Origin of the sequence: Hoylesella shahii (genome assembly GCF_937990675.1) — a bacterium.
In the GTDB taxonomy this organism is placed as follows: Bacteria; Bacteroidota; Bacteroidia; order Bacteroidales; family Bacteroidaceae; genus Prevotella; species Prevotella shahii.
Map to the genome: position 1 here is coordinate 31,899 of NZ_CALKQY010000002.1, position 19,896 is coordinate 51,794.

Sequence of the window (19,896 nt, forward strand, 5' to 3'; positions counted from 1 at the left end):
CTCATTATCTGCTTTTTCTAGTCAAAAACCTACTTTTTAAAGCTATTTTTGCCCCTTCTAGTACTGTGTTTCATGGTTCTAAAAGGTTTTGTTTATACAATTGCTGTGGATGTTTATGCCTTTCGCCATGCATTTAGCAGCATTTAGCACAGCGTTTAGCACCATTTTACCTTGCGTTTAGCACCACTTTACCTTGCGTTTAGCACCAAAATGGCGCGCGTTTTGGTGCTAAACGCACGCTATTTTATAACAAAACGCCTCTAAAATAGTACAAATGACGGTTTTTTGAAATAAAAATTCATTTCGAAGCGTTCACAAGCCAACCCCATTATGCAGCCAAACAAACCCTCCCAAGAATTGAAAAATTGGAACAGCATGGGCAGTTGGTGAATTTCGAAGGCTCTTTTTGTGTTAAATTTCGAGCATAAAACTTTACATTTTCTAGCGCTAGGAGATGTAATACGTAATTTACAACCACATGAGTACCACGAGATGGCATACCGCCAAGCAAAATTTAGCCCTGAGGCATTGGGCTAATTGCAAAATAAAACATAGCAGAACGTTGATGTAGGGGAACAAAAAAAGCGCAACGATTAGTCAACAAAAGAGCCGCAAGGGCTAGTTGACTAAGCGAAGCGCCTTAGTTGATTGTATAACTAGGGAAAAGCAGAGAAGGTTTTGCGCAAGAGGACTCAAAACCAGTCTGCCATTAAAGAGCCTTATAGGTAGCCAATGGCCCTTAACACGTCGTTAAGGTTGGCCAAAACCATCAGGCCAATGAGCAAGGCAAGACCGATATATTCGGCACGTACCATGAACTTTTCGCTGGGTGTGCGCCTTGTAATCATCTCGTAGAGCAAGAAAAGCACATGTCCACCATCGAGAACAGGGATGGGGAGGATGTTCATAAAGGCGAGCACGATGCTTAGGAAAGCCGTCATTAGCCAGAACATATGCCAATCCCATGTGGCGGGGAAGAGGCTACCAATAGCACCAAAGCCTCCTAACGACTTAGCGCCATCGGCCGAGAACAAGTATTTCATATCACCAACATAGCCCTTGAGCACCTTCATGCCATAGGCAGCGCCAGCGGGGAAGCTTTCGAAGAAACCATATTCCACATGCGTTTGCTTATAGTTAGGCATCGGATTGTTGAAAGCCATACCCATAGTAAGGTCGGCAGCTAGCTGCACTTGCGCAGTGTTGACTACAGAGTCGCCTTGATGAACAAAGCTAATTGAGGTGTTAAGCACCTTAGCGCTGTCGGCCTTAGTGGTAGCAGCAGCGAGGATGTCGCCCATTCTAGCCTTCTCGTAGTTGAAATCGTTTTGCGAAGCGATGGGTTTTCCAGCAAAGGCCACAATCTTATCGCCAGCTTGCAGCCCCGCTTTAGCCGCAGGAGTGTTGGGCATAACACTGTCGATAACATTGGGAATCAATATCATAGCAAAGGGAGGCGACGACTTAAACATGCTCAAGAGGTCGAGATTTCCAGGCAATGCTAGACTCATTTTTTTGCCTTGGCGCATCAAGTCAACACGTTGAGCCGTGGCAAGGTCGCGGAACATGTCGGCATCAAAGGTTTTAAATTCGCCCTTTTCGGTACCCAATAGTATGTCGCCATCTTCAAAGCCCAGCGCTTTAGCCTCGGTGTTAAACTTCATTCCGCCCGTCATGTCTTTCACTTTCACGTAAGTGTCTCCCCAATGGAAAAGCACCATCGAATAGATAAACAAGGCCAGGAAGAAGTTAACAAGCACACCGCCCAGCATGATGAGCAGTCTTTGCCAGGCCGGTTTGGCTCTAAACTCCCATGGCTGCACAGGTTGTGCCATCTGTTCGGTATCGAACGACTCGTCAATCATGCCCGAAATTTTGCAATATCCGCCAAAAGGAAGCCATCCCATGCCATAGGCAGTGCCACTTTTCTTAGACTTAAATTCGAAGAGATGGAACCAAGGGTCGAAGAAAAGATAAAACTTTTCAACCCTTACGCCAAAAAGTCGTGCGAAGAAGAAGTGTCCACCTTCGTGCAAAAGAACCAAAATAGATATGGCCAGCATGAACTGCAACAGCTTGATAAGAAATATTTCCATGTTTGTTTTATTGTTTTCTGTGTTTTATTAATGGTGGCGCACGAGTCTTTTGTTAAGGTTCTTGCGCCACAGCTTTTATATGTTAAGCAAAGTGGCTCATGCCATTTGCGTTGTGTGTTATTTTGTGTTGGCCACCAATTGGGCTGCTTTTATGCGTGCTTCGGCATCGGTTTGCAGATAAGTGTCGAGCGAAGGTGCGGCATCAAAGGGCACGCATTGCATGGTTTCTTCGATAATGCGGGGCATGTCTAAGAAGCCAATGCGGTCGGCTCTGAATGCTTCGTTCACCACTTCGTTGGCTGCATTGAGAATGCAAGGCATGTTTCCGCCACGGTTAATAGCATCGAAAGCCAGTTGCAAGCAACGGAACTTACGCAGGTTGGGTTCGAAAAACTCCAGCGGTTGTGCAAAAAGATCTAGCCTTTGGCCATTAAGAGGCAGGCGGTCGGGGTAAGAGAAAGCGTATTGTATAGGCAAACGCATGTCGGGTATGCCCAATTGCGCCTTCAGCGAGCCATCTTCAAACTGCACCGCGCTATGCACGATGCTTTGCGGATGCACAAGCACCTGTATTTTATCTGCTTCAACGCCGAACAACCATTTAGCTTCAATCACTTCGAAGCCCTTGTTCATCATGGTGGCAGAGTCTATTGTGATTTTCGCACCCATGTCCCAGGTGGGATGTCGCAGTGCATCGGCCTTTGTAACTTTAGCCAATTGCTCTTCGGGAAGTAGTCTGAAGGGTCCGCCGCTAGCAGTAAGCAAAATCTTTTCAATGGCATTGTCGCCCTCGCCCACAATGCTTTGGAAGATGGCCGAGTGCTCACTGTCAACAGGAAGAATAGGTGCACGATGAGCCATTGCCAATTGATTAATCAGCTCACCAGCCACAACGAGGGTTTCTTTATTGGCCAAGCATATTTTTTTATGCGCCTTAATAGCGTGGATAGTTGGCTCAAGACCAGAGAAACCAACCATTGCCGTGAGCACCATGTCGATGGGCTCGGCCTCTACGATGTCGCAAAGCGCCTGCTTACCAGCGTAAACCTTAATGTCGGGACAGTCGGCTAGCAAGGCTTTGAGTTGTTGGTAGCGACTTTCGTCGGCCACAACCACGGCCGCGGGATTGAATTGTCGGGCCTGTTGGGCCAGCAGTTCCACGCGTGTGTTGGCTGTTAAGCAATACACTTCGTACTTATCGGCATGCTGTGCAATCACGTCGAGGGCTTGCGTGCCAATCGAACCCGTGCTGCCAAGGATACATATTTGTTTCTTCATTTGTTCAGTCTAGCTCTAAAATTCCATCTGGTATGTGCATCGTTATTTCGCGTTTCTGTGCGTCGACGCCGGCAATGAGGTCGTAAGATGCAGGCAAGAGTAGTGGTTGGGCGGCGTTGGTGTCTACTTCGAACAGTGTGTTCACGGTGGTGTCGTCTACACCAAGAATGGTGCCCAGTGTCTTTTGGGTAGCCACATCTTTAACGGTGAAGCCCACGATAGCAGCCCACGAAAGTTCGCCTTCAGCGTTGTCGGCTGCCTGTCGAGGGAAAAACACATTACATCCTGTTAGTTCTTTCGCCCTTTCTTGCGTGTCGATGTTCACAAATTTCACGAGTGCCGTTTCGCTACCTTTAAACCGATATTCTTCAAAGAAGAAGGGAACGAGCAATCCATCCACCTCAAGCGCCAAGAAATCAGCGTCAGTTCGGTCGAAGATGTCGTCATCGAAGAGAAAGGATATTTCGCCTTTCACCCCGTGAGGTTTACCCAGCTTGCCTATTTTATAAAAGTTTTCGGCTTGCCATTGTGGGCGTGTGGATGGTTGTTGGCACATGTGTTGAGGGGTTGAATGTGGTTTTTAAAGTTTGTATATATTGTGTAGTATGTGGCTTTTTCTAGGGTTGCGAGTGGCTAAACGCGCTTGATGTTAGCGCCCAAGGCATTCAGACGTGCCTCAATGTCCTCGTATCCGCGGTCTATCTGTGCGATATTGTCTATCTGACTAGTGCCATTGGCACTTAACGCCGCAATGAGCAGGGCGATACCAGCACGGATGTCGGGACTAGTCATGCGCCCAGCGCGCAGCTGCAACTTATGGTCGTGACCGATAACCACAGCTCTATGCGGGTCGCATAAGATGATTTGCGCGCCCATGTCGATAACCTTATCCACGAAGAACAATCGGCTTTCGAACATTTTTTGATGAAAAAGCACACTGCCCCGCGCTTGAGTGGCCACCACAATGAGCACCGAAAGGAGGTCGGGAGTGAGTCCTGGCCATGGCGCATCGGCCAAAGTCATAATCGAACCATCGATAAACTCGTCAACTTGATAGTGTTCGTGGTGTGGCACAACGAGGTCATCACCCTCGATAATGATGTTAATTCCCAGGCGTTTAAAAGCTTCGGGAATGAGTCCGAGGTTTTCAACCGATACGTCTTTAATACGAATGCCCTTGCCAACCATGGCAGCCATACCGATAAACGAGCCAACTTCAATCATGTCGGGCAACACACGATGTGTGGCACCGTGCAATGTTTCAACCCCTTCGATGGTAAGCAGGTTGCTACCAATGCCATTGATGCGTGCGCCCATGGCGTTAAGCAGTCGGCAAAGCTGTTGAATATAAGGTTCGCAAGCCGCGTTATAGATGGTGGTTTGGCCTTTAGCCAGCACGGCCGCCATGATAATGTTGGCTGTTCCGGTAATCGAAGCTTCGTCTAGCAGCATGTATCTGCCTTGCAATTGCTTGGCCTGCAGCTCGTAGACATTGCGGTTGGGCACTTTATTAAAGCTAGCGCCCAGCATTTTAAAGCCCAAGAAGTGGGTGTCTAGTCGTCTTCGACCAATCTTATCGCCACCCGGTTGCGCCACCATCGCTTTGCCAAAGCGTCCCAAAAGCGGTCCGATGAGCAACACGCTGCCACGCAGGGTAGCACATTTGTGCACAAACTCGTCGCTTGAGAGGAAGTCGAGGTTCAGTTCATCGGCTTTAAACGAGTAGTCGTTGCGTGCATGACGCGTCACTTTCACGCCGATATCTTCCAGCAGCAAGATAAGATTGTTCACGTCTAAGATGTCGGGAACATTGCTGATGCGTACCTCTTCGGTGGTGAGAATGGCTGCGCAAATCACCTCCAGAGCCTCGTTTTTAGCCCCTTGTGGTGTGATAGTGCCTTGCAGAGGGCGCCCCCCCTCAATGAGAAACGACTGCATGGCTACTTCTTCTTGCGTTTTTTCTCGGGTTCTCTAGCAGGCAATTTCTCAAACTTAAATGTGTCTAAGTCTAGTTGTATTTTGCCATTGGTGAACGCAGCGAGGTCTGATGCCACGCGTTCGTTATCAGCAGCGCCGTGTCCCCATTCAACTAACGCGCGTTTCATTTGGTTGGCCGTGAGTCTAACCAGAGCATCGCGTTCTTCCCCTTCGGGCATATTTTTCAGTCTTTCGAAGGTCTCGAAGAGCAGTTTGCCGTAGTGTCTCACGGGGATGTGCGACGAAGTGTAGCCCACGCGTTGGGGTTTGGTTGCAGCTTTGATGGCCTCCGACACATCGAAAGGATAATCGATGTCTAGCTGAAAGTTGCTCATGATGGCCAAATGGTCCCACAACTTATGTTCCAAGTCAATGGCATCATAGCCCTGTGGGAAGAGAATGCTCATTGTGGCGATGATAGATTCGGCGCAAGCCTGCCTTTCTTCTTTAGTAGGCAGCGTCAAGGCGTGGTCTACCATCTTCTGTATTTCGCGTCCATATTCGGGTAAAACCAGTTGTTCGCGTTGTGTGTTATAGTCCAATCCTTCTATGTTCATTATCTTAAGTGGTGGATATTCGGTTGTTCATTATCTTTATTTATTCGACCATTTGTGGGCGCGAGGGTTTAGAGCAGAGGCTTAGCAGCCTTAGCTACGAAGTCTTTCAGATAGAACGGCACAAAGTATGCCACATCTTCAAAACGTTGTTCGGCCATGGCTTTTTCTGCCAATGGTGTCATATTTTTGGCTAAAGGCTCAACATTGTCAATGAAATGAGCGTTGGGGTGTACGATTTCGGCTTTGCATTTGTTGGCTCCATTGCCAAAGAAATATACTGGATGCTGGTCGAGAAAAGCTTTGTAGGTGTCGGCTTCCACGATGTCGGCCTCCACAGGTCGAGCCTCTTTCAACGCTCTGTTGTAGAGCGCAGCATACACTTCCATGCGTCGGGCGTCGAGCATGGGGCATAGTAGAGCATCGTCGGTTGTAATTTTCTCGCCAAGCAGCAGAGGCACGCAAAGCAATTGCAGCGTTGGCACCGCCAAGAGTTTAGTATTGCGGGCATAACACACGCCTTTGGCCATCGAAACACCTATGCGCAAGCCCGTATAAGAACCCGGACCGCAGCTCACTGCTACGGCATCTAATGGCAGAGCATGGCTATCGGCAAACGAAAGAGCCTCGTCTACAAATGTTCCAAGCTTCACCGCGTGGTTCGGTCCTTCGTGATCTTCAACGTTAAAGATACACTCACCGTCGTTACTTAAAGCCACCGAGCATACCTCAGTGCTTGTTTCTATATTTAATATGCACGACATAATCCTATTCAGTATTCATATATTAAACTGCAAAATTACGCTTTTTCCGTTTAAAATGTGTACATTTGCACAGAAATTAACACGCATGGTATGATACAATCTATGACAGGTTACGGCAAGGCTGTTGTGACCTTTAACGACAAAAAAATAAACGTGGAGGTGAGGTCGCTCAATAGTAAGACGCTAGACCTTTCTACACGCATTGCACCTTTGTATAGAGAGAAGGAAATAGAGATGCGACAAATGGTGGCAAAAGCACTCATTAGAGGTAAGGTTGATTTCTCTATCTGGGTGGAAAAAGATGCGGTGACCGACGCTGCGCCCATCAATGCAGCTCTAGTAGAAAACTATTACCGCCAAATTAAAGACATTTCGGCTAAAACGGGCATACCCGAACCTCAAGATTGGTATGCCACTTTGCTCAAAATGCCCGATGTTACTACGCGAACCGAGGTGGAAACTCTCGACGAAGCGGAGTGGAAGGCGGCACTTAGCGCCATCGAACTGGCTTTGAAACACATCGTTGACTTTCGTAAACAGGAGGGATTGGCTCTGCAAAAGAAGTTTGAAGAGAAACTGCAGAACATTGGTAAACTGATGACCGACATCGAACCGTACGAGAAAGCAAGGGTGGAGAAAATTAAAAGTCGCATCGTTGATGCTCTCAAAGATATTCCCGAGGTGGACTATGACAAGAATCGACTGGAACAAGAGCTGATTTATTATATTGAGAAACTGGATATAAGCGAGGAAAAACAGCGATTGGTCAACCACTTGAAGTATTTCGCTAAGACGATGGTGGACGAGAGCGAACAGGGTAAAAAACTGGGATTTATCGCTCAAGAGATGGGTCGTGAGATTAATACTACTGGCTCTAAAAGTAATCAAGCCGAGATGCAAAACATCGTGGTGATGATGAAAGACGAGCTGGAACAGATTAAAGAGCAAGTGTTAAACGTTTTGTAAGTTCGTAAGCTCGTGAGTTCGCGAGCTTGTGAGCTTGTGATGTTTTCTGTTTCTTAGGTTGTGAGTATTATAGTTCGTGATTTTTTATTCTCTAAGTATTTGAGTGCTTAGATTTACGAGCGATAAACTGAACAACAAAATAAGACCGAACGCATCAACTCGCCAACACATCTGTTCACCAATTCATCAACTCAAATCAACTCAAATCAACTCAATGACTATGGATAATAACCAGCATAACAACCCTAACGGGCAGTCTTCGGCGCAGCACAAAGGTGCTTTGGTGATATTCTCAGCCCCATCGGGTTCGGGTAAAAGCACCATCATCAACTGGCTGATGCAGTCGCATCCTGAATTGCGATTGGCTTTTTCCATATCGTGTACCAGCAGATCACCCCGTGGAACTGAGCAGCATGGCGTGGAATACTTCTTTCTTTCGCCTGAAGAGTTTAGGCAGCGCATTGCCAACGACGAATTTCTGGAGTACGAAGAGGTGTATAGCGACCGCTTTTATGGCACACTTAAAGAACAGGTTCAGCGACAATTAGAGGCTGGGCAGAACGTTGTTTTCGATGTAGATGTTAAAGGTGGCTGTAATATCAAACGCTTTTATGGCGATAAAGCCTTGAGTATCTTCATTCAACCGCCTTCTGTTGAGGCGCTTCGTAAACGTCTTGAGGGTAGGGCGACGGATGCTCCCGAAGTGATAAACGACCGTATTGCGCGTGCTGAATACGAGTTGTCGTTTGCTTCGCAGTTCGACCGAGTAATCGTAAACGACGACTTGGAGACGGCTAAGAGCGAAACGCTTGAGGCTATCACCACTTTTCTTTCGCGCTCATGATACGCACAGGCTTCTATGGCGGTTCGTTTAACCCCATTCACAACGGGCATATCGCTTTGGCGCAACAATTCTTAGACGATATGAACCTTGACGAAGTGTGGTTTGTGGTGTCGCCTCAAAATCCCTTTAAACGCAACGCCAACGACTTGATGGCCGACAAAGAACGGCTCGAAATAGTGCGAGCCGCAATTGCCTACGAACCTCGTTTCTATGCCACCGACTACGAATTGCATCTGCCAACGCCTTCTTACACCTGGCGCACGCTGCAATCTTTAGCAGTAGACGAACCGCAACGCTCGTTCGTTCTCCTTATCGGGGCTGATAATTGGGTGGCATTTTCCAAGTGGGATCATCACGCCGACATCTTAGCCAACTATGATATTGCGATTTTTCCGCGTCGTGGATATGATATAGATGCGAGCACCTTACCTCCCAATGTGACGCTTCTAAATACACCTTTTTACGACATCTCCAGCACCGACATTAGACAACGCATCGCCGAGGGCCTGCCTATTGGTGCACTTGTGCCTGCTACGGTGGAACAAATGGTGATGGAAAAATATGGAAACGATAGGTGAGAGCCCACTAACGGTTAGTGGAAAACAACAAAAATAAAAAAAGCCATGTTGCAATGTCGACTTTTTGATATCGCAACATGGCTTTCTTTTATCCCTCTAAAACGCAAAAAAATCTCGTTTTCATGTTGAAAACGAGACTTATCTTTGAGTGGGCGCTGACGGATTCGAACCGCCGACCCTCTGCTTGTAAGGCAGATGCTCTAAACCAGCTGAGCTAAGCGCCCCAATGTCTTTATTTTTTAAAAGCGATGCAAAGGTAAGGAGATTTCGTCATATCTCCAAACAAATTGCGAAAAAAATATTTTCTACCCGCATTTTTGTGATTTTATCGCCTTGTTTTTAGGTACTATGTAAAATAATGTGGCATGAATGTATGGCGATAGCGTTATTTTTATTACATTTGCGCATTCACCTAAATAATGATTAGCTTATGAACGTTAAGTACTTTATGTTTGCTTTGCTGGCTTTGATGCTGATAATGGCTTGCTCTGGGAATAAAAAATCCGATGCCAATAGCGCTGGGGGCGACTCGCTTGCGACCGCAAAAGACAGTGTGCGGCTGTATGTGGAGGAAGAAGACAAAACAGATTATTCTAAGTTTGTTGAAAAACCTGTGCGTGTTGACACCACTGTTGGCGATTGGGAGATACATGCGCGCCAGTTCTACAATGGCAGGAAGTTCACCGAGGGTAACGATGTTTATGCGGATTACGCCGTTAAATTCAATATCTTCAAGGCCCGAAAGCCTGTGTTTAAAAACTATAAGGTAGACTCTAAGGCACTTGCAGGCTCGGGATACATGGATGGCTTTAGTCTTAGTTTGGCCGAATATTTCGAGATTACGCCCACAACCGTGTACGTGGGCTTTGGTTATTGCGAACCCGAAACCGACAATTGCGCTGAGTATATCTTGGCATTGGGTGGCGATGGCTCGGTGCGTAAGTACGAAGCTTCGTTATGTTCGGCGGATGGAGATATGGATGGGTATGTTGATGATGTGTATTGGTTCTTCTCGCTCTATGTAAACGAATTGAGCCAAGCCTCGCCCAACGCCGATGCTATTAAGCAGGTGCTTAACCGATATTGCACTAAGGCCTTTGCTAAACAGCTGCAAAGTCAGAAACTGAAAAACAATTTGTTGCTTGCTTCGCCACAATTCGATTATCGTTGGCTGCGTTCACTAGCTGTTTACAGCATGGATATGCAAACACAAACGTGTGTGGTGAGCTACACAAAAACCGATGGAACGGAGGTTTATAGGCGACTTAAGATGCAGCTTAAACCCGGACACGAATACCAATATTATATTGCGGGCGTGATGGATGCCGATAAAAGTGATGTGGTGGGAGACGAAGACGAGGAAGAAACTGTGGAAGGCTTTTGCAGCCATTAAATAATCGTGAGCTTCTGCTTGTCTATGGCTGGACGATTGGTGTCACTCCTCTTTATGTAAGGGTGTACCAATCGCTGGCTTACAATGCTTTTAGGCGGTGCAGAGGGTGCACGTTGTGGTGGATTGCTTGCAACGTTCTCTCTGTGGATGCTTATTGTAATTCAGGGAAAAACTGGTTGATAGGTGCTTGCTACAGCAATATAGACCGGGAAGTGATGCTCTGAATACATCCCGCCGATGTAACTAATACCACGAAATATGATTTCGCCTAAGTCATTAGCTAATATTGAATGTGAACTACAACTTAAATATGAATTTACGAAAAACATTTATAGCGTTCTTGCTGCTCTTGTTTGTGGTGGTTTGTAGCGCACAGACTGGCGCGCAAGCACAAAGTAAAACACAAAACCAAGCTTCGTCTGCCCCAAAAGAAATAGTTTGGAGTGTGATGGCTAAAACCTATGGGGGCGATTTGCCTGTGCATGTAGATAGTGGGCATGTCTATATGGAGATACCTCAGGCTTATATAGGTAGGCATGTGCTGATAAGTGCACAGGTTGATAGGGGTTTTGGTTATGTTTCGCACTTCATTCATTCGGTAGGTGTGGCGCGTATCCAATTGCAAGATGCGCAAACCATTTCGTTTGTTGCTTTGGATAAGTACGATAAAAGCAAAACTAAGCCCATCAATGATGCCGGCAAACAGGAGATGGCTTTTGCCATTGTGGGGCGCACAAATACAGGTTCGGCGCTTATAGATCTTACCGAAACGTTGCTGGCAGGTGATAATTGGTTTGATGTTAAAGCACAAAATGAGATTCGCGAACTATATCCCGAACTTTCTTCGCTGTTGAAGGTCAAGGTTCTGGGAAGTACAATGCAGTTTTCTGTGAGGCGTTATTATGGTGGTCAAGCAGAAGATAAAATGTTGTCTAGTTCGATGATTGTGCTGCCCGACGCTAGTTTGCCCTTGGATATTAGTTGTCGTGTGCAACTTCTGCCTAAAGAGTTAGCTCCCATAAGATTGGTTCATAAAGACCTAGGCAATCTTTCATCGCAGGGCAATACAGTACCTGTGGTATGTCGTTGGGTGCTTAAAGAGCCACTTGTTTTTTATGTAGATAGTTTGTTTCCGCCCCAATATTTCGGTGCTGTAAAGGCTGGCGTAGAGGTTTGGAACAAGGTTTTGGCCAATGTTGGTATAGCCAATGCGCTGCAGGTGCAACGTGTTAGCCCCGATATAGGTTTGGCACAGCAACGTGCGTACATCTCTTTCAGTATGAATGGAGGCAAAAGCGAGTCTATGGTTTTACGTCATCCTGTTTCTGGCGAACTGTTGCGATGTTGGATTTGTTTGGCTTCTTCTGTTGTAGCTGGTAAAGGTTTGGATTATTTTCTACTTCAATCGCAGCTTGATAAGCGATTGTACAATCATGCCTACGACGAAGAACTGGTGCAAGAGGGCATTCAAGGCGTGGTAATGTCGCTTTTGGCTAATGTGTTAGGCGTGAAAAATGCTGCCGATTACGGACCAGGTGCCTTACAGCCCACTGCTGCCGACGTGCGTGCGCTTGCATACGCCTATGCTTTGGCCGAAGGTGACACGCCTAAAGAAGAACAAACCAATTTGCTGGCTTGTCTTTCGGCATTGCCTAAGGCTTGTATTAGCGATGTTTCGCCTTTTATGAAGCGTGTGCATGTGATGGAAAATGTGCTAGAGTTGATAAGGCGAATAGACTGTAACCCAGCTGTTGTTGGGAATAAACAGCTCAACAACGGCACTTCTTTGAAGAGCATTTATCGTTTTGCCGTGGGGATGTATGGAAGGCAATTGGAGGCTTTGGCAGAAACGTTTAGCGCAGAACGTTCGTCGCAATTGCAGCGCGAAAGCTCAGGTTTGTTGATAAAATACCTGCTGATGGCCGATGAAGGCTTGTATAGCAAGGTGATAACTCAACATAGACTCACTACCATGAGCGAGGAAATGAATAGTTCTATCAATCGAGTGTGCGATATATTACTGAGCAATGTGGCCTTTGCCTGTTTGTTGAAGCAAGGCAAACGTGCAGGTGCATACACCGCCAACGAGCATTTTGATAGCATTGTTAACGCCCTGTTTTTTCACTTCGATGCTGCAAAATGGCCTTCAAACTATCAGGCCAACTTACAATTAAGGTGTATGGAGGCGTTGAACAAGATGGTGAAAGGTGCGCCGAAGCGAAGCGCAGAGCAGTTGTGGGCACAGCAACGACTGTCTGTGTTGCGTGTAAAGTTGGGCGTGATGGCGCAAAAATGCAGTTCACCGCAATGGAAAACGTGGTATGTTCTGCTGCAAAAACGTCGTTAAGTATTGTTGTCTAGCCTCGTTGGGGTGGGGCGCGTTGTGTTTTTATTGGTTATAAGGTGGTGTGTGGCTTTGGTCTGGATTATGAACTGGAGTCTTCTAACTGCTTTTCTCTTGTGTCGGCGGTGCTCTATCGTCTCGTTGTGGTTTGTTGTAACAAAGTTGCTGATGTGTGTAACTATGTTACAACTTGTTTGGGATTAGTGTTTTTTGCGGTCTGGGCATTTTTTGTGTTATGCTTTCTGCTTGTAGCACCCACTTCGCAATCGTTCTACCCCTTGTTTTTACTTGTTTGTAGTTGTGGCTTGTTTGTCTTACGTGGGACAATGTAAAAACAAAAGAATAATTTTAACATGAAATACGCCGTTTTTTTCGCCGAGCATTTGGGTTAGTCGCAAATATTCAATTCTCGCTGAAGTTTGTTTCTCAAAAAGTGGGGTGCTTGTTTGTTGAAGTTGATAGGTCAAGAGCTGGTCTAAAAAAGGTGTATTTATGCAATGTGGCAGGCAAATAACAGCAAAATTGTGCTATTTGCAGCAAAATGCATTGCTAACTCATAGTAAACGCATTGCTAACTCGTAGTAAACGCCATGCTAACTCGTGCTAAACGCAATGCTAACTCGTAGTAAATGTAAGCCTAAATGGTGCTAAATGCAAGCGTAACTGATATAAAATGCAAAACAAAGTGAATAATTTTGCGTGCTGATAGGGCTGAATTTGCTCTCGATTGGTGTGTAAATGGTGTGGTTGAGGGGTGAAAAAGTACTCAAAAAGAGTGTTTTTAGGATGAAAAAGCTGAAATGCTGCAGTCGAAATTTTATGGAATAACGAGCAAATAGCGCTACTAAATCGTGCAAAATGCGAACTTAGCGCCTCGATTAGGTGCAGGATGAAGTTTAAAAGGTATAGAAATAGCCTTGTTTTTATGCTTTTTAGCAGGCGGTTTTCTCTAGAATGGAAGTCTTGTTTGATGTTGTTTGTAAAGATAATAGCATTGGTTTTAACATCAACGTTCCATATATTTAGATTTAAACCCAAATCGCTCATTAGGCCACAATGTTTCCATAACTTTTGTTTTTGTGTTGTTTCCTATCATCTTTTATTTTCTTGTCGGCATCTTGCTTGTCTTATTCTCTTGGCGTGATTTGCCACATCATCAAAGACAAACAGGGCATATGCCCAACCATTAAGCACAAACTAAACTACTCAAGCCGTCGATATGGGTGATAGATGGGTTACAGGCTTGCCTATTGGTGTTTAAATAATAGGTGTCTGGTTGGCCATATCGTGGGTATATTGATATTACGAACACGCGTTTTATTGTTAATGGGGATATAATGTGTTGGGCCGTGTATGCGCGTATTATGAATCCGTATGACGTTGAATTGTAAAATAATGCCTCTAGAATGTATAGAAAAATGAAAATATGGCCATCTTTGATAATAATCTTTAATTAAATTGATATTGTTTCGTTAAAATTAAGTAACTTTGCACGCAGAAATTCAGTTTTTTCTTAACAAGATAAAAATTAGAGTCTTATTTAAATTCAGGTAAACAACAAACTAAAGAGCTACGAGAATATGAAAGAGTATGTAAAACCCAGTGTTGCCGTTTATTTGGCGCAACACGAAAGTGCATTGCTTGTTATTAGTGCAGAAACCACTAACCCCAAAGAAGGTGGCGACCCAACAGGAGGCGATAAAACAACACCAAATCCCTTTGGACCTTCATCTGCAAAAGAACAATGGTTTGATGAAGAAGAATAATCAATTTTTGACTTTAAAATGTAACAATGAATAAGAAAGAAGTTTTCTTTTCAGTGGCTTGTGCCCTGATGGCAGCCCCTTTGTTGTGGAGCTGTCAAGACGATTTGGATAATACTGTGAGCCAAAGCGCCCAGCACTATACCTATAATATTGTGGCCGATGCAAATGTGGCCGAAGAACATTCGGGAGCAAGTCGCTCGCTGAGTATTGATGCGCAAAACAAAGTGAAGTCTACTTGGGAACAAGGCGATAAAATTATTGCTTATGTACTTAACGATGAGCTAAACCAAGGTAGCTATTCGTATATATCAAGCTTAAGCAGTGGGGCTGGTGCTCGCTTTAAAGGTACGATTAACTCTAAAAGTGCTATTACTACAAGTAGCCAAATTGCATTTCTTTATCCTGGCGAGGCAGCTGAGAGTGCGCCCAAAACAATTAAACCTGTTACTGCTACAAAAGATGGTAATGAGGTGTATCACGATGAAAGCGATAAGATACAAAAGTTGGTAGAGTTAAATCTTACCGCTCAAGATGGTACGTTAGAAACCATTGGTAAGCGCTTTGATTATCAATGGATGAAAAAGAGTCCAAAGAGTGTAACCCAAACAGATGTAAATGTTAATATTGGTGACCTAAAACGCCTAGTGTCTATATGGGCATTACGCTTTACCGACGAGAACAATGCGCCCCTTAAAAACATCGATTCTATTTATATTTCAAATATAAAGACAATCGACGTGCTCGACCTTTCAACGGGAGAGTTTGTTGCTAATAATCCTAAAGACGAAAGCACAAACCTGGTTTTGACGGCAGGTGCTGGCAAAACGTTTAGTTCAGAAGGTGGTAAATATACCTATGCGGCGCTGCTTCCTGGAAAATATAGCAATGTTTTGATTATGGCCTATGTTGGTAACAAATGTTATAAGAAGGTGTATAGCACAAAGCCGCTTACATTTACTGCCGACAATGTGTATCGCACCGACGTGCTGAAAATGGAAGAAGCCAAACAGGCTACTAGTGTTAATGTGCAAGGTGTTAACTGGGCTACAGGAAACTTTATACATTACGAGGAAAATGGACGAAAATATTGGGGTATTGCGCCTACACAATGGTGGATTTCGAAGCGCGCAATATATATAGGTAGCAACCGGAAAGAAACCCAAGCTGGCAGCATGCTTGTGTCTTCACAATTCGCTGACCTTCCAGAACAAGAGGTGAATGATGTAGACTTGTGGCGTTTTGGCGCAATCTCAAGAGCTTTGGAACTAACTGCGGGTGATTACAAGAGAACACCCAAGGACCAGGACTTGGGTAAGACGTTTTGGAATAATGATTTGCCTTACTTAACGAGTAAGGTAAATAGGGAACAGGCTCATTATGGCGATCTTGTTTGGTATCACACCATGAATAACCATAAGAAATACCGTATGCCTACTAAGGCAGAGTTGGAGACACTGGCAGAGAAGGCCAATGTGATACCTGCTTTCTGTTACACAGATAAGGGAACTATTGTTTATGGTGCATATTTCACCACTAATCAACCTGGGTCGGGCGATAGAAAAAAGGCATTCCCAACAGGTGTGAAGGCATATTATAAGTATAGCAATGTTACTGCCTTGGTTAAAGCCAATATGGGATTGTTCTTGCCTATTGCAGGAAATCGCGCCATATATAACAAATACATGGGATATAGAGATATGACTTGGGGTAGTGGTGCTTTTGGCGAGTATCAGTCGTCTACTTCACAGGGACAACAGCTGGTCTACATGTTTAGGTTCGGTCCGAAAGACTTTGATTTGCAAGGAAGAACCAAAGGTCAGGCTGCATCTATTCGCCCTGTTTTAGATCACGATGACGGACAAGCCGACGCAGCGTTTGCTCCATTTAAAAATATCAAATAGTAAAGTGCTAAGTGGGTTCTTGATTTACAGTTAACTCGACAACTTGCCCTAAAAGAGCCTTTACTAAAAAGCTGATGCCTTATTTAAATCCCACCGAAACGATACTAGCGTATTGGTTTGGTGGGATTTTTTTGTTGATAGTTGCATTTAAACTGTGCAATATGGAGCCTTGCTTTGATTGGTTTAGATGTTTAAATGCCTTAATAAATATAAATTTTCATTGTCTAATAAACAGAAAAATGTAACTATTTAATGGAAAAATATGTTTGTTTTGAAAATAAATATTGTAATTTTGTACTCGTTTATATAGAGAGTCAATTTTAGGAGATGACAATTGGAGACTAAATATTTTGTTTTTTCCGGTATAACTCACAAATATAGACGCTGGTGTTAATCAGCGCCTAATGAACAAATTCTAGGATAGCATAAACAATTAAACAAGATGAAAAAAAATTATGTCAAACCATGCAGTGTGTGCATGGACGTAAATGTTGAGCAATCTCTGATGGCAGCAAGTGGTGATGGTGTTGGCGTAACCGCAGGACAACACGAAAAACAAAACCCTGAAATATGGGGAGATCCAAGCACGGGTTCTGCTAAATCGGATATGTTTGATTTTGAAGAATAAAAGGATAAAATCAAGAATACATGAATTTCAAGTTTAATAAGATTTCTAAAATCATTCTTGGCGTTGTGGCTGTTATGCTGGCTTCGTGCTCAAGCGAACTTAATGGCGACAATAACAACGCTGTTAGTGTTACCGGAACGGCTAAGCGCCCATTGTCTGTATCGGTTGATGGTGCTACACGCTCGATTGTTAGTGTAAAAACAGGTAACAAGTGGGTTGCAGGCGACAGATTTAGCGCCTATAATCTTACCAGTAATCAAACCTTCGACCAGTTAACGGCTATTGGTTCAGGCACTTCGTCGAGACTACAGGGGGATGTTAATTGCGCCCCTGGCGACAAGATTGCTATTTTCTATCCCTATAAATTGAGTGCAGGCCACAACCAGCACGAGGTGGAAATTAGCATGGACCTGGCAGTTGTGACAGAAGGAGGCAATGTAGTACAAAAGCGTCAGAATGGTAAGATTGACCAACTGCGCTACTTCGATTATAGCTATGGCACGATTGATAAAGTAAAGATTGATGCACAGGGCCATGCTACGGGTACTGCAACGCTGAATAAGCAATACGCCATTTTGCAATTGAACTTTGTTGCTACAACTGGCGAGTTGAAGAATATTAAGAAACTCACCATTTCGAATGTTATTAAAGAGGCTAAGTTCAATTTAAAGGACTCTACGCTGAAGGAACCATTTATGGGCGATATCGAGGTTACGCCATCTGTTGCAACCGACACCTTTGAAGTGGCTGTGTTCCCTGATGCAAACTTCAAACCTGTGTTCAAGATTGAAACAAGCGACAACAAGCAATATATTTTCACTGCTCCTGGTGGAAAGAAAATTGAACGCGCTAAATATTATCCCATCACTGTTAGAGTGAAAGAATTTATCCCCGATCCTCCTTATATTAAGATTGGAGACGCATTCTGGAGTAAATATAACTTGCAATATACACCCAACAAACAAACACCAGGATGGGTTGAAGGCTATCACCTCGCAGCAAATCCATGGGATTATTTCTATACCGAGAAAGCAGGACCTATGACCAACCTAGGTGAATTGAGCGGTCGCCAATTAGGAGATAATACCACTGGTATTCCGTTCGACCACTTCCGTTGGGGAGATATTAAGAATGCCCATGACTACTCAGGCGATAAGATGAACTTTTACTGGACCGATAGGGAAAGCTTGCAAAAGAGAATTTCGGCAGATGGTAACTACGGAGACTTGGCTTACTATGCTTCTAAAGGTGAATGGATGATACCCACATTGCAAGATTTTAAGGATCTGTACAAAAATACAGCACTCTATATGGGTTATTATATAGACGATGAAGGCAATTATATCTATGGTGCGCTGTTTGACCCAGAAGCTCCTCAAGCGCTAAAAGGCTATATAATCGGTAAAAACGGTAATAAATTGAGAAAGTCGGATGCTACTGGTACGGTTCCAAGCGGTAAGGCTAACTTGAGGAAGTTTGTAAAGGCCGATTTTGAAAAGGCCCTCTTCTTACCCATGGCAGGTGTGTATACATACGATGCCGGCAAGAGACTAGAGAAGCCTGGAACACAAGGCGCTTACTGGTTGGCCGATCCTAATCAAAGGGCAGATAAAAGAGATATTCAAGCAATGGCTTATACGATGGCTGTTCACAAGCTGGCAGAAGTACAATCGGGTATTTTAACGTCGGGCGACCTGCTGCCTCATAAGCATCAAATGCACAGCATTCGTCCAATCTTTGTGCCTAAATAAAAGTGAAGTATAACGCATCGATTTTAAGGTTATAACTTAGTAGATGCCAATTATACATACAACAGGGGAAAGAGAAGTGAGTTAGGCTCACTGCTCTTTCCCCATATGTTTTTAGAGGCATCATCGTTAAAGTGGGCAAGAGAAAAGCCGAAAACAAATTTATTTGTTTAACTTTGTTGGCACAAACAAATTTTTAAAAATAATACGAATGAAAAAAGTAGCATTTTTGCTTTGCTTTATGGGCTGTGCGTTATTGGCTAAGGCGCAAGGAAACGCCGATTTAGAGAAAAATAGGGTGGCTCTTGGGGGATTGTTAACCTCGAGCGACACTTGGCAGATGGACCTTTCGTACCATTATATGATGCTACCTTATGTGGGTGTGGGAGCTTCGGTGGGCTATTGGGCTCAGTTTGCTATCGATGGTGTGCCACAAGGAGAGGGTTGGCGCATTGGTGATGACTATAAAAAGGTTCAAAATTTTTATCTTCGCCCGTCGCTTCATCTTGTTACGCCCACGTTGATGAAAATTGCCGATGCACAGTTAAGATTGTTTGCCGAACCCGGTTTTATCATGAATATTCCCTATTGCAACGTTGGTGTGAGCCTCCTCGATGCGCACGGACTTGAAAGGGATGTGCAAAACGTGAGCACGAGCAAGGGTAATTGGTATGCCTTTGATTGTAAAGCGGGCCTTAGTTTGTTTATCGACAATGTGAGTATATCGGCCGGTTATCAATATTCAACGCTCGATGTGCTGGGTATGCGCCGCGAATTGGTTTACAACAACAAACAGTTTAACGACTTTTACTCCAAACGTAAGGTGCAACACGGTGGTTTCGTAACCATTGGTTATCACTTTTAGAAGCATTGAAGCTGAAATGATTTGAGGCTTAAAGTCTAGGCAAAGTACAAAGAACAAACCCCAAAACTGCTTATTTGGATAATGCTGTTTTGGGGTTTGCTTGTGTAAAAATATCTGCTAGACGCAGCAGGTGCAGAAGATAAGCCCTACTGGTGCAATCTTACACCTTATTAATACGCGCGCGCATGCGCGCA

General features: G+C 44.5%; 16 protein-coding genes and 1 tRNA gene. 10 read left to right on the forward strand and 7 right to left on the reverse strand.

Features of this window, described 5'->3' with window-relative positions; translation table 11 throughout:
• Positions 1 to 719: 719 nt before the first annotated feature.
• The 6 genes from rseP to tsaB all read right to left on the reverse strand — a co-directional run bounded on the left by rseP (position 720) and on the right by tsaB (position 6,669).
• Positions 720 to 2,096 carry an RIP metalloprotease RseP gene (gene rseP / locus QME03_RS00325; RefSeq protein WP_281723075.1) on the reverse strand — a complete coding sequence of 459 codons (1,377 nt, stop codon included), beginning with the start codon at positions 2,094 to 2,096 and terminating at the stop codon, positions 720 to 722.
• A 117-nt stretch (positions 2,097 to 2,213) separates the two neighbouring features.
• A complete protein-coding gene (locus QME03_RS00330; RefSeq protein ID WP_281723076.1) occupies positions 2,214 to 3,374 on the reverse strand; it encodes a 1-deoxy-D-xylulose-5-phosphate reductoisomerase in 1,161 nt (386 codons plus the stop codon).
• Between the two features lie 4 nt (positions 3,375 to 3,378).
• Positions 3,379 to 3,930, reverse strand: a complete 552-nt coding sequence (gene rimM / locus QME03_RS00335) for a ribosome maturation factor RimM (RefSeq protein ID WP_273112262.1) — start codon at positions 3,928 to 3,930, stop codon at positions 3,379 to 3,381.
• A gap of 77 nt (positions 3,931 to 4,007) precedes the next feature.
• The gene (murA, locus tag QME03_RS00340; RefSeq protein WP_281723077.1) at positions 4,008 to 5,312 is read right to left on the reverse strand and encodes a UDP-N-acetylglucosamine 1-carboxyvinyltransferase; all 1,305 of its coding nucleotides are present in this window, start codon (positions 5,310 to 5,312) and stop codon (positions 4,008 to 4,010) included.
• A gap of 2 nt (positions 5,313 to 5,314) precedes the next feature.
• Positions 5,315 to 5,908 carry a DUF4290 domain-containing protein gene (locus QME03_RS00345; RefSeq protein ID WP_025815401.1) on the reverse strand — a complete coding sequence of 198 codons (594 nt, stop codon included), beginning with the start codon at positions 5,906 to 5,908 and terminating at the stop codon, positions 5,315 to 5,317.
• Between the two features lie 68 nt (positions 5,909 to 5,976).
• Positions 5,977 to 6,669 (reverse strand): tRNA (adenosine(37)-N6)-threonylcarbamoyltransferase complex dimerization subunit type 1 TsaB, encoded by a 693-nt coding sequence (gene tsaB / locus QME03_RS00350; RefSeq protein WP_025815400.1) that lies wholly within the window; start codon positions 6,667 to 6,669, stop codon positions 5,977 to 5,979.
• 90 nt (positions 6,670 to 6,759) lie between these two features.
• Between tsaB and QME03_RS00355 the strand changes: the two genes are divergently transcribed.
• From QME03_RS00355 to nadD, 3 genes are all read left to right on the forward strand, one after another.
• Positions 6,760 to 7,635 (forward strand): YicC/YloC family endoribonuclease, encoded by an 876-nt coding sequence (locus QME03_RS00355; protein ID WP_025815399.1) that lies wholly within the window; start codon positions 6,760 to 6,762, stop codon positions 7,633 to 7,635.
• A 220-nt stretch (positions 7,636 to 7,855) separates the two neighbouring features.
• Positions 7,856 to 8,479, forward strand: coding sequence for a guanylate kinase (gene gmk / locus QME03_RS00360; RefSeq protein WP_281723078.1), 624 nt, complete (start codon positions 7,856 to 7,858; stop codon positions 8,477 to 8,479).
• Complete coding sequence (gene nadD, locus QME03_RS00365; RefSeq protein ID WP_281723079.1) at positions 8,476 to 9,057, forward strand: nicotinate (nicotinamide) nucleotide adenylyltransferase; 582 nt, start codon at positions 8,476 to 8,478, stop codon at positions 9,055 to 9,057. Before gmk ends, nadD begins: the two co-directional genes overlap by 4 nt.
• A 149-nt stretch (positions 9,058 to 9,206) precedes the next feature.
• Here the strand turns inward: nadD and QME03_RS00370 are convergent.
• Positions 9,207 to 9,281 (reverse strand) — tRNA-Val (locus tag QME03_RS00370).
• Positions 9,282 to 9,487: 206 nt separating this feature from the next.
• Here QME03_RS00370 and QME03_RS00375 point away from each other — a divergent pair.
• The 7 genes from QME03_RS00375 to QME03_RS00405 all read left to right on the forward strand — a co-directional run bounded on the left by QME03_RS00375 (position 9,488) and on the right by QME03_RS00405 (position 19,702).
• Positions 9,488 to 10,450 carry a hypothetical protein gene (locus QME03_RS00375; protein WP_281723080.1) on the forward strand — a complete coding sequence of 321 codons (963 nt, stop codon included), beginning with the start codon at positions 9,488 to 9,490 and terminating at the stop codon, positions 10,448 to 10,450.
• Positions 10,451 to 10,760: 310 nt separating this feature from the next.
• Complete coding sequence (locus tag QME03_RS00380; RefSeq protein ID WP_281723081.1) at positions 10,761 to 12,797, forward strand: zinc metalloprotease; 2,037 nt, start codon at positions 10,761 to 10,763, stop codon at positions 12,795 to 12,797.
• Positions 12,798 to 14,374: 1,577 nt separating this feature from the next.
• Positions 14,375 to 14,560, forward strand: a complete 186-nt coding sequence (locus QME03_RS00385; protein ID WP_273112274.1) for an aminotransferase — start codon at positions 14,375 to 14,377, stop codon at positions 14,558 to 14,560.
• Between the two features lie 26 nt (positions 14,561 to 14,586).
• Positions 14,587 to 16,461 (forward strand): hypothetical protein, encoded by a 1,875-nt coding sequence (locus tag QME03_RS00390; protein WP_281723082.1) that lies wholly within the window; start codon positions 14,587 to 14,589, stop codon positions 16,459 to 16,461.
• A gap of 442 nt (positions 16,462 to 16,903) precedes the next feature.
• The gene (locus tag QME03_RS00395) at positions 16,904 to 17,089 is read left to right on the forward strand and encodes a hypothetical protein (RefSeq protein WP_281723083.1); all 186 of its coding nucleotides are present in this window, start codon (positions 16,904 to 16,906) and stop codon (positions 17,087 to 17,089) included.
• Positions 17,090 to 17,109: 20 nt separating this feature from the next.
• Positions 17,110 to 18,840, forward strand: a complete 1,731-nt coding sequence (locus QME03_RS00400) for a fimbrillin family protein (RefSeq protein ID WP_281723084.1) — start codon at positions 17,110 to 17,112, stop codon at positions 18,838 to 18,840.
• A 208-nt stretch (positions 18,841 to 19,048) separates the two neighbouring features.
• Positions 19,049 to 19,702 carry a hypothetical protein gene (locus tag QME03_RS00405; protein ID WP_281723085.1) on the forward strand — a complete coding sequence of 218 codons (654 nt, stop codon included), beginning with the start codon at positions 19,049 to 19,051 and terminating at the stop codon, positions 19,700 to 19,702.
• The last annotated feature ends 194 nt before the right edge of the window (positions 19,703 to 19,896 follow it).